We start from the raw sequence: 10,505 nt of genomic DNA, 5'->3' as shown, positions 1-10,505 counted from the left end.
CGGCTACCTTGTTACGACTTCACCCCAGTCGCTGACCCTACCGTGGCCGGCTGCCCCCTTTCGGTTAGCGCACCGTCTTCAGGTAAAACCAACTCCCATGGTGTGACGGGCGGTGTGTACAAGGCCCGGGAACGTATTCACCGTGGCGTGCTGATCCACGATTACTAGCGATTCCAACTTCATGGGCTCGAGTTGCAGAGCCCAATCCGAACTGAGACGGCTTTTTGAGATTTGCTAGGGGTTGCCCCTTCGCTTCCCATTGTCACCGCCATTGTAGCACGTGTGTAGCCCAGCCCGTAAGGGCCATGAGGACTTGACGTCATCCCCACCTTCCTCGCGGCTTATCACCGGCAGTCTCCTTAGAGTGCTCAACTAAATGGTAGCAACTAAGGACGGGGGTTGCGCTCGTTGCGGGACTTAACCCAACATCTCACGACACGAGCTGACGACAGCCATGCAGCACCTGTCTCCGGTCCAGCCGAACTGAAGAACTCCGTCTCTGGAGTCCGCGACCGGGATGTCAAGGGCTGGTAAGGTTCTGCGCGTTGCGTCGAATTAAACCACATGCTCCACCGCTTGTGCGGGCCCCCGTCAATTCCTTTGAGTTTTAATCTTGCGACCGTACTCCCCAGGCGGAATGCTTAAAGCGTTAGCTGCGCCACTAGTGAGTAAACCCACTAACGGCTGGCATTCATCGTTTACGGCGTGGACTACCAGGGTATCTAATCCTGTTTGCTCCCCACGCTTTCGTGCCTCAGCGTCAGTATCGGGCCAGTGAGCCGCCTTCGCCACTGGTGTTCTTGCGAATATCTACGAATTTCACCTCTACACTCGCAGTTCCACTCACCTCTCCCGAACTCAAGATCTTCAGTATCAAAGGCAGTTCTGGAGTTGAGCTCCAGGATTTCACCCCTGACTTAAAGACCCGCCTACGCACCCTTTACGCCCAGTGATTCCGAGCAACGCTAGCCCCCTTCGTATTACCGCGGCTGCTGGCACGAAGTTAGCCGGGGCTTATTCTTGCGGTACCGTCATTATCTTCCCGCACAAAAGAGCTTTACAACCCTAGGGCCTTCATCACTCACGCGGCATGGCTGGATCAGGGTTGCCCCCATTGTCCAATATTCCCCACTGCTGCCTCCCGTAGGAGTTTGGGCCGTGTCTCAGTCCCAATGTGGCTGATCATCCTCTCAGACCAGCTACTGATCGTCGCCTTGGTGAGCCATTACCTCACCAACTAGCTAATCAGACGCGGGCCGATCTTTCGGCGATAAATCTTTCCCCGTAAGGGCTTATCCGGTATTAGCACAAGTTTCCCTGTGTTGTTCCGAACCAAAAGGTACGTTCCCACGCGTTACTCACCCGTCTGCCGCTGACGTATTGCTACGCCCGCTCGACTTGCATGTGTTAAGCCTGCCGCCAGCGTTCGCTCTGAGCCAGGATCAAACTCTCAAGTTGGACTTGAAACCTTGAACCGGCTGATCACAACGTTTGACGAGGTCCCACCATTCTTCGCAAACCGAAGTCTGCGAGCTGCCCGCGATTCACATCGCTGGCAACGATGGTGTAACCTTTAAAACGTGTACCGCCGAAGTCTTTCGTCCACTCCCAGAACCCAAATGCCGAAGCCTTCAGGATTTCCGAGAGACGCAAGGACTCCGCCGTCCACGTTTCTCTTTCTTCATCTTCACTTGTCAAACAGCCCGGGACCGTGGAGGTCCCAACCTTCCAGGGAGGAAGGGTTCCGACACCCTTACCGACGATGAATGACTCCAACCGATTTGTGTCGGCTGTTGTGCACTCAACGAGGTGAGGAGCATCAGTGGCGCGTCCGCTCGCCTTGGTCAGTGACCCGGCGGCGCCGCGCTCAGTGGTCGTGCTTATAGGCCCCTCCCCTCGGCGTTGTCAACGCCCATTGTCAACAAATCGTCGCACGCCAAAATCGCTTGTGCACCGCAGGAAAACTTCCGTGTTTTCCATGACTTAGGTGCAGTGCGAAAAACCGCTCCACCGGGCGCGCCGTAAAAAACTTCAAAAAAAGTTTGCGGCCGAGGGGGGCTCGGGAGGGGCCGGCAGCGCCCCCTCCAGGCCGATCTATTGCGCGTGCCCGTTTAGGGAAACTTTTCCATATTAGGCGCCGCACTTGAGCCACAATCCTGCGACGTTCTGGCTATAAGGAATGCATTGAACCATCCAATACCGGTGGGGGCTTGGATGGTCAGTACCGGGAAAAGGCGATTTCTGACGAACCCGTCGCCTTTCCCCTACGCGGCCGAGCAATATCGAGAGATCTTCACACCATTGATGTTCGAAATATCGGCTGGCTGATGGCCTTCGTGTTTTCGAACTTCCATGCGTGTGGCTCGCCACACTCCCGCTGACCCTTGCCAAGGGGTAAAGATGGGATTCGGGGACGAGCGAAGGTCGATCGCATGTTGATGGAATTTGGGGGGATGCAGGGTTGAGCCAGCGTGTGTCACGCGGAAGCGGCTATGGGCGCGAGACCGGGATGATCGATCTCGGTCACGAGCCGCCGCTTTCTGTCGATGGCACCGAGGCTGCGGTGATCGACCGCCGTCGCGTCTCCGTACAATGGTTCAGCGGCACCATTCTGACTGGTCTGTGCGGCGCGGCCTTGATCGGCGGCGCCGTTTTTGCGTCGCTCGACGGCGAGATGACATTTGCGAAAGTGCCGGAGCGCGTCGAAGGCGCGCTGCGCGGCGCATTCGGCGCCAATGAGCGCGCCGTCACCTTGCACAAGAGCGACCGCCTGCCGCCGCCGAGCGAATCCTCGGCCTCGCGCAATGTGGTGCGCGTCTCGACGGTGACGCGCGTCGGCAACCGCGACGTGATGCGGGTGCGGCCCTTCATCCGGATTTCCGGCAATCTCGCGATGGCGACGAGCGATCTGTCGGCGAAGATTCCGCCCTTCAATGCGCAGCGCATGTTGACCGATGTCGGCTCCGAGACCCAGGTCGCGGCCGATCCGAACAATTCCGACGCCGCCGAGCCCGACGCCGAAGTCTCCTTCGTCACCAAGGATCTGGCGACCGTACTGCCGAAGGCGAAGCTCGCCGCCGTCGTCGCGCTCGACGACGTGTTGATGCGGGTGCGCGATGCCGCCAATTGGCGCGGCGGCGGCGCGGTCCGCTATGCGTCTCTCGCGAATGCGACCGCGGACGCCACCGGCGCAGCCGGCACTGCCGATATCAAGCTCGGCTACGCCGCCGAGGGAGGCAACGTCAACGATCCCTATGCCGGTTTCGAGACCCGCGTGGTGCCGGAAAACGTCACGCTGCTGCCCAAGACCAAGGAGCAGGTCACCGGCGGCAACCCGACCGGCGAGCGCGTCCATGTCGTCAAGAAGGGCGACAGCATCGCCTCCATCCTGCGCGACCAGGGTGCAACTCCCGAGGAAGCCAAGGCGATCGCCGCGACCCTCGGCCCGCGCGGCCGCGACGGCGGCCTGAAGGAAGGCCAGAAGGTGCGGATCCTGATGGCGGCCGCCGCGCCCGGCGCCCGCCTGCAGCCCTATCGCGTCATCGTCGCCAATGAATCCAGCATCGAGGCCGTGGCAGCGCTGTCCGATATGGGCAAATACGTCGCCGTCGACGTCTCGAGCATGAACACCGTCGCCGACACCGCGGATAATTCCAAGGACGACGACGATGAGGATGACGGTACCGGCGTCCGTCTCTACCAGAGCATTTACGAGACCGCGCTGCGCAACAAGGTGCCGAGCAGCGTCATCGAGGACATGATCAAGATCTATTCCTACGATGTCGACTTCCAGCGCAAGGTGCAGCCCGGCGACTCCTTCGACGTGTTCTATGCCGGCGAGGACGAAGGCGCGACGATCACCGAAAAGACCGAAGTGCTCTATGCCGCGCTGACCGTCGGCGGCGAGACCAAGAAATACTACCGTTTCCAGACCCCCGACGATTCGGTGGTCGACTACTATGACGAGACCGGCAAGAGCGCGAAGAAATTCCTGGTCCGCAAGCCCGTCGCCAACGCGATCATGCGCTCCGGCTTCGGCGGCCGCCGCCATCCGATCCTCGGCTATACAAGGATGCACACTGGCGTGGACTGGGCCACCGCCTACGGCACGCCGATCTTCGCCTCCGGCACCGGCGTGGTCGAGAAGGTCGGCTGGGAGGGCGGCTACGGCAAATATGTCCGCCTGAAGCACAACAACGGCTATGAGACCGCCTACGGCCACATGTCGGCGTTCGCCAAGGGCATGGAAATCGGCAAGCGGGTGCGGCAAGGCCAGGTGATCGGCTTCGTCGGTTCGACCGGCGCGTCGACCGGCCCCCACGTTCACTACGAAATCCTGGTCAACGGCCGCTTCGTTGACCCCTTGCGCGTGAAACTTCCGCGCGGCCGCTCGCTCGAAGGCCCGATGCTGGCGAGCTTCGAAAAAGCCCGCGACCAGATCGATACCCAGATGACCAGCCGCGGCGGCCCGCGCGTCGTCTCCGACGCCACCGGAACCACCGGCGCGCCGCAGACGCGATCGATCACCAACCGCTGATTCCCCCGTTCTTTTCGAGAAATTGAGCGCTCGCCCGCGGGAATCCGCCATGGAACCAGCCGCGCTGACGCGACTTGATTCGGTCGGCAACCACAGAGGAGGCGAACATGGCACGCCTCACCCGCGACGACGTGCTGAAGGCCGTCGGCCAAGCCGACGACGTCACCATCTCCAAAATCATCGCATCCGGCGCAAGCGTCACCGAGCTCGCCGAGGCGCAAGCCTGGCTCTCCAATGACGAGCCATTGATCAATGCCGGCAGGCCGCTTGCGACGGGCCGCGCGCGCGAGCTGGTGGATATTCTGAGCGACCTTGAGCCCGTCGATGACGACGAGCCTGCAGCCCCGGCTGCGCCGCCGCAGGAATGAGCGCAAAAAAGCCCTCTCCGCGAGAGGCGGAGAGGGCTTTCAGCTGAGACGAATCAGTTCAGCTTGCGCTTCGGGATCGGCGCCTCGAACTGCGCGATTTCCGCGGTCTGCGGCGCCTTGCCGTTGAAGGTCAGCACGTTGCCTTCGCTGGAGATCACGACGTCGTCGCCTTCCTTGACCTCGCCCGCCAAAATCATCTCGGCGAGCGGATCTTGCACATAGCGCTGGATCACGCGCTTCAACGGACGGGCGCCATAGGCGGGATCCCAGCCCTTGGCGGCGAGCCATTCGCGCGCCGGCGCATCGAGCGTCAGCACGATCTTGCGATCCTCCAGCAGCTTCGTCAGCCGCGCGAACTGGATCTCGACGATCCGGCCCATCTCGCTCCGCTGCAACCTGTGGAACAGGATGATCTCGTCCACACGATTCAGGAATTCGGGCCTGAAATGCGCACGCACCATGCCCATCACCTGATCGCGCACCGCCGCGGTCTCCTCGCCCTCCGGCTGGTTCACCAGGAATTCCGAACCGAGGTTCGAGGTCATAATGATCAGCGTATTGCGGAAGTCGACGGTGCGACCCTGGCCGTCGGTCAGACGGCCGTCGTCGAGCACCTGCAGCAGCACGTTGAAGACGTCGGGATGCGCCTTCTCGATCTCGTCGAACAGCACGACCTGGTAGGGCCGGCGCCGCACCGCTTCGGTGAGCGCACCGCCCTCGTCATAGCCGACATAGCCCGGAGGCGCGCCGATCAGCCGCGAAACCGAGTGCTTCTCCATGTATTCGGACATGTCGAGGCGGACCATCGCGGTCTCGTCGTTGAACAGATACTCCGCCAAGGCTTTGGTCAGCTCGGTCTTGCCGACGCCGGTGGGACCTAAAAACATGAACGAGCCGGTCGGCCGGTTCGGATCCTGCAAGCCCGCACGCGAGCGACGCACTGCGGTTGCCACCGCGCGCACGGCTTCGGCCTGACCGACGACGCGCTTGCCGAGCGCGTCCTCCATCTTCAGCAGCTTGTCTTTCTCGCCCTCGAGCATCTTGTCGACGGGCACGCCGGTCCAGCGCGAGACGACCTGCGCGATGTGGTTGGCGGTGACCGCCTCCTCCATCATCTCGCCGCCATTCTCCTTGGCCTCGATGTCGGCAAGCCGCTTCTCCAGCGCCGGAATCCGGCCATAGGCCAGCTCGCCCGCCTTCTGGAATTCGCCGCGACGCTGCGCGTTGGCAAGCTCGATGCGGAGTGCATCGAGTTCGCTCTTCAGCTTCTGGGCGTTGGAGAGCTTGTTCTTCTCCGCGCTCCAGCGCGCCGTCAGCGCAGCCGACTTCTCCTCGAGCTCGGCGAGTTCCTTCTCCAGCGTCTGCAGGCGGCTCTTGGAGCCGGCATCGCTTTCCTTCTTCAGCGCCTCCTGCTCGATCTTCAGGCGGATGATCTCCCGATCCATCGAATCGAGCTCTTCCGGCTTGGAATCGACCTGCATCTTCAGCCGCGCCGCTGCCTCGTCCATCAGATCGATGGCCTTGTCGGGCAGGAAGCGGTCGGTGATGTAGCGGTTCGACAGCGTTGTCGCCGCCACCAGCGCGGAGTCGGTGATGCGGACGCCGTGATGCTGCTCGTACTTGTCCTTCAGGCCGCGCAGGATCGAGATGGTGTCCTCGACCGAGGGCTCGCTGACATAGATCGGCTGGAAGCGCCGCGCCAGCGCCGCATCCTTCTCGACATGCTTCTGGTACTCGTCGAGCGTGGTCGCGCCGATGCAGTGCAGCTCGCCGCGGGCAAGCGCCGGCTTGAGCAGGTTGGACGCATCCATCGCGCCATCGGCCTTGCCAGCGCCGATCAGCGTGTGCATCTCATCGATGAACAGGATTATACCGCCTTCCGCAGAGGAGACCTCCTGCAGCACGGCCTTCAGCCGCTCCTCGAACTCGCCGCGGTATTTCGCGCCGGCAATCAGCGCGCCGAGGTCGAGCGAGAGCAGCTTCTTGTCTTTCAGGCTTTCCGGCACGTCCTCATTGAGGATACGCAGCGCGAGGCCCTCGACGATGGCGGTCTTGCCGACGCCGGGCTCGCCGATCAGCACCGGATTGTTCTTGGTCCGGCGCGACAGCACCTGAATGGTGCGGCGGATTTCCTCGTCGCGGCCGATCACCGGATCGAGCTTGCCGTCGCGCGCCGCCTGGGTCAGGTCGCGGGCATATTTCTTCAGCGCGTCATAGGCGTTCTCGGCCGTCGCGCTGTCGGCGGTGCGGCCCTTGCGCAGTGACTCGATCGCCGCATTGAGATTCTGCGGTGTGACGCCGCCCTTGCTGAGGATGGTGCCGGCCTCGCTGTTCTTCTCGAGCGTGAGCCCGAGCAAGAGCCGCTCGACGGTGACGAAGCTGTCGCCGGCTTTTTCCGCAGCCTTCTCGGCAGCGTCGAAGGCGCGCACCAACTCCGGCGCGAGATAGATCTGCCCGGCACCGCTGCCCGAGACTTTCGGCAGCTTGTTGAGCTCATCTTCGGTTGCCTTGAGGATCGCGCGCGAGTTGCCGCCGGCGCGATCGATCAGACCGCCCGCGAGTCCCTCGCTGTCATCCAGCAAGACTTTCAGCACATGCAACGGCGAGAACTTCTGGTGGCCATCGCGTATCGCGAGCGACTGGGCAGACTGGATGAATCCGCGCGCACGCTCGGTGTATTTTTCAATGTTCATTCGGTTTATCCCTCGGCCTGCCCTCACCACCCCGTAGGCATAGTGGAGGCATCTTCATTGGGTATCCGCAGGCCGCATTGACGTTCCTCAACCGGCCGTTGGTCTTCGCCATCAATTTTCAGGCTTGGCGCAAATGTGGGCACTTGGGTCTGAAAACGGAAGAGCCACAGCGGCAATTTTGCCTGACGAGCTTAACGAAACTCAGCGCCGCACGATGGCAACGGCATAGCGGCACGGCTTCTCGCTTTCGTTGCGAAAGACGATATCCGCGGGCGGCCCAAGCTCGACACGATCGCCTGCATTGAGTTCGTGGTGAACACTGCCTTCCACCAGGGTCAGGCGGCCGCCGAGCACCCAGACCACCTGACGGATCAGCTGATAGGCGCTGCCGGGAAAGCCGACCTCCTGCCGCGCAGGCAGTTCGACCTCCACCAGTTCCAGCGGATTGGCGGCGTGCAGGAACACCTGACGCCGCAGATACGACGTCTTCGGATCGCGCCAGACCGGCTGATCCTTAGCCCGCAACAGCCGCGAATGATGCGGTGGCGCGGTCTCGAACAGCGCGGCCAGCGTCAGCCCATAGGCCGTCGCGATCCGCGACAGCGTCGCCGCCGTCGGGCTCGCCTCGGCGCGCTCGACCTTGCTCAGCATCGCCTTGGAGACGTCGGCCCGGCCCGCCAGATCAGCCAGCGACCAGCCGCGCGCCTCGCGCTCTGACCGGATCCGCTGTGCCAGACCCGCTCCGGCCTTGTCCTCTATAATTGACATATCGTCTTATATAATGGACGATTGGTGGACTTCAAGATCCAGTCAGGAGCGTTCCCATGACCATCCGCCCCGCCACGGCGCAGGACATCCCCGCGATCACCGCGATCTACAACGAGGTGGTTGCCAACTCGAACGCGGTATGGACCGAGAAGCAGGACAGCGAGGCCGATCGGTTGGCCTGGATGCAGGCACGGCAGGCGCTGGGCTATCCCGTGCTTGTCGCGGTGGATGACACCACCGTGCTCGGCTATGGCACATTCGGCGATTTCCGGGCCTGGCCGGGCTATCGCTACAGCGTCGAGCACAGCGTCTACATCGGCAAGGACTATCGCGGCCGCGGGCTCGGCCGCCTCATCGTCGAGGAATTGGTGACGGCTGCGACTGCGCTCGGCAAGCATGTGCTGATCGCCGGGATCGACGGCAGCAACGAGGCCTCGCTCCGCCTGCACGCCCAGATGGGTTTTGTCGAAGTGGCCCGCATGCCCGAGATCGGGCGCAAGTTCGGGCGCTGGCTCGACCTCGTCTTCATGCAGCGGATGCTGGACGCACCAGGCGCGGCGCGTGCCGACTGACCGGTTTTCACGGCGCGCGAAACGGGATAAGCGAGCGCATGCAAACAACGCACGCGCCCGCCAAGATCAGCGGTATCTACCGCTACCCCGTCAAAGGCCTTACCCCGGAACCGCTGCAACGCGCGGAACTGAAGGCCGGCCAAACCATCCTGTCCGATCGCCGCTACGCCATCGAGAATGGTCCGAGCAGTTTCGACCCCGCCGAGCCAAAATGGCTGGCGAAGCCGCACTTCCTGATGCTGCAGCGGGACCAATGGCTGGCGCCGCTGCGCGCGCATTTCGACGATTCGAGCTGTGTGCTGACCTTGCGTCGTGACGGCGCCATCCTCGCCCAGGGCGATCTCGAAACGGCCGAGGGCCGCGCCGCGATCGAGCAATATTTCGCCAGCCGCCACGCGAGCGAGATCAAGGGACCGCCGAAGGTGCTGACGAGTCCCGGCCACAGCTTTTCCGACGTCGCGCGCAAGGTGGTCTCGATCATCAACCTCGCGAGCCTCCGCGCGATCGAGAATATCGTGCAGGCGCCGGTGCATCCGCTGCGCTTCCGCGCCAACCTCTACGTTGAGGGCTGGCCGGCCTGGCACGAATTCGATCTGCTCGACCAGACGATTTCGATCGGCAGCGCGCGGGCGACGATCGTCAAGCGCATCACCCGTTGCGCCGCCGTCAATGTCGATCCCGACACCGGCGCGCGCGACCTCTCGATCCCGCACGCGCTGATGCAGCGGCTCGGCCACAATGAGTGCGGCGTCTATGCCGAGATCATCGACGACGGCAGCGTGGCGCTCGGCGATGCGATTACCGCCGAGCAGCCGACGCTGCTGTAGCCTCAGTTCGGCATCACATAGGCGTAGATGCGGCCGCGCGAGATCGGCGCCTCGCGGACGCGGTTGCCGTTGTTGCCGGAGATCATGATCGGATTGCCCTTGGCATCGATGCCGGTGATGATGCCGACATGTCCGCCGCCGCGGCCGCGCGACATCACCGCGATGGCGCCGACCTGCGGGCCGGAGATGCGCTGGCCGTAGCTCGCGAACGAGCTCGCCATGTCGGAGCCGGTGCCTTTGTGGCCGGTGTGCTGCAGCACCAGGTTCATGAAGCGCGCGCACCACAGGCTGCCGCGGCCGGTCGGATTGCCGCCGAGATAGCGCCGCGCCTCGGAGACGAGGCTCGATCCAAAGCCACCGATCGAGGCGGCGGTGTCGGTGAAGGTCACGCCACCGGTGTTGGGCACCACGCTCGCAGTCGAAACCACGGTCGCATTGGCATTGCCGAGACCTTGCGTCTGCATCTGCGCGACGCCGCGCTCCCAGCGCGAGAGCCGCGCCGCATTGCGATAGTGATGATGGACATATTGCCGGGCGTGATGGCCGGCGTGGGTGGCGCGCGCGTGGCGCCCATGGGGTCGTGCGGATGCCGGAGAAGCCGCGGAGACGACGAGAGTAACCGAACACAGAGCCAGCGCGATGAGACGAAGCGACCGGCAGAACGCAACCAACTGAACCATCATTGATCCTCTAGCACCCCCAACTCCCCTCATGTTCCCCAGCGGCGGGGAACACGGCGG

The 10,505-nt window shown here is 63.0% G+C and carries 7 protein-coding genes and 1 rRNA gene (1 of these 8 cut by a window edge); 4 read left to right on the top strand and 4 right to left on the bottom strand.

Annotation, left to right across the window (positions count from 1 at the left end):
• A 16S ribosomal RNA gene (locus JQ604_RS22175) occupies nt 1-1,458 on the bottom strand (it extends 31 nt beyond the left edge of the window).
• Between the two features lie 1,003 nt (nt 1,459-2,461).
• On the opposite strand from JQ604_RS22175, the gene JQ604_RS22170 reads away from it, so the two are divergent.
• Together JQ604_RS22170 and JQ604_RS22165 are read left to right on the top strand one after the other, a co-directional pair.
• Nucleotides 2,462-4,537: a M23 family metallopeptidase gene (locus JQ604_RS22170; RefSeq protein ID WP_212361655.1), complete on the top strand. Its 2,076-nt coding sequence runs from the start codon at nt 2,462-2,464 to the stop codon at nt 4,535-4,537.
• 107 nt (nt 4,538-4,644) lie between these two features.
• Nucleotides 4,645-4,905, top strand: a complete 261-nt coding sequence (locus tag JQ604_RS22165; RefSeq protein ID WP_212361651.1) for a hypothetical protein — start codon at nt 4,645-4,647, stop codon at nt 4,903-4,905.
• Between the two features lie 53 nt (nt 4,906-4,958).
• On the opposite strand, the gene clpB is transcribed toward JQ604_RS22165, so the two are convergent.
• Both clpB and JQ604_RS22155 read right to left on the bottom strand, forming a co-directional pair.
• Entirely contained in the window at nt 4,959-7,598 is a 2,640-nt protein-coding gene (gene clpB / locus JQ604_RS22160; protein WP_212361648.1) for an ATP-dependent chaperone ClpB, read from the bottom strand.
• A 201-nt stretch (nt 7,599-7,799) separates the two neighbouring features.
• Nucleotides 7,800-8,366, bottom strand: a complete 567-nt coding sequence (locus tag JQ604_RS22155; RefSeq protein ID WP_212361644.1) for a helix-turn-helix domain-containing protein — start codon at nt 8,364-8,366, stop codon at nt 7,800-7,802.
• A gap of 56 nt (nt 8,367-8,422) precedes the next feature.
• Here JQ604_RS22155 and JQ604_RS22150 point away from each other — a divergent pair, with 56 nt between their 5' ends.
• On the top strand, nt 8,423-8,938 hold the full coding sequence (locus JQ604_RS22150; RefSeq protein ID WP_212361640.1) for a GNAT family N-acetyltransferase: 516 nt from the start codon (nt 8,423-8,425) through the stop codon (nt 8,936-8,938).
• A 38-nt stretch (nt 8,939-8,976) separates the two neighbouring features.
• A complete protein-coding gene (locus JQ604_RS22145; RefSeq protein ID WP_212361636.1) occupies nt 8,977-9,765 on the top strand; it encodes an MOSC domain-containing protein in 789 nt (262 codons plus the stop codon).
• Between the two features lie 2 nt (nt 9,766-9,767).
• Here JQ604_RS22145 and JQ604_RS22140 read toward each other — a convergent pair whose 3' ends face one another.
• Nucleotides 9,768-10,445: a TIGR02594 family protein gene (locus JQ604_RS22140; RefSeq protein ID WP_212361631.1), complete on the bottom strand. Its 678-nt coding sequence runs from the start codon at nt 10,443-10,445 to the stop codon at nt 9,768-9,770.
• Nucleotides 10,446-10,505: the final 60 nt, after the last annotated feature.

The sequence above is a fragment of the Bradyrhizobium jicamae genome (assembly GCF_018130695.1).
GTDB classification, from domain to species: Bacteria; Pseudomonadota; Alphaproteobacteria; order Rhizobiales; family Xanthobacteraceae; genus Bradyrhizobium; species Bradyrhizobium jicamae_B.
Note: the sequence above shows the minus strand (reverse complement) of the source record. Positions and strands in the feature narration are given on the sequence as shown.

What these genes read in the sequence shown, in the direction of transcription:
- JQ604_RS22145 (WP_212361636.1), top strand. Translation starts at nt 8,977, where the DNA reads ATGCAAACAACGCACGCGCCCGCCAAGATCAGCGGTATCTACCGCTAC.
- JQ604_RS22155 (WP_212361644.1), bottom strand. Translation starts at nt 8,366, where the DNA reads ATGTCAATTATAGAGGACAAGGCCGGAGCGGGTCTGGCACAGCGGATC.
- JQ604_RS22140 (WP_212361631.1), bottom strand. Translation starts at nt 10,445, where the DNA reads ATGGTTCAGTTGGTTGCGTTCTGCCGGTCGCTTCGTCTCATCGCGCTG.
- JQ604_RS22165 (WP_212361651.1), top strand. Translation starts at nt 4,645, where the DNA reads ATGGCACGCCTCACCCGCGACGACGTGCTGAAGGCCGTCGGCCAAGCC.
- clpB (WP_212361648.1), bottom strand. Translation starts at nt 7,598, where the DNA reads ATGAACATTGAAAAATACACCGAGCGTGCGCGCGGATTCATCCAGTCT.
- JQ604_RS22150 (WP_212361640.1), top strand. Translation starts at nt 8,423, where the DNA reads ATGACCATCCGCCCCGCCACGGCGCAGGACATCCCCGCGATCACCGCG.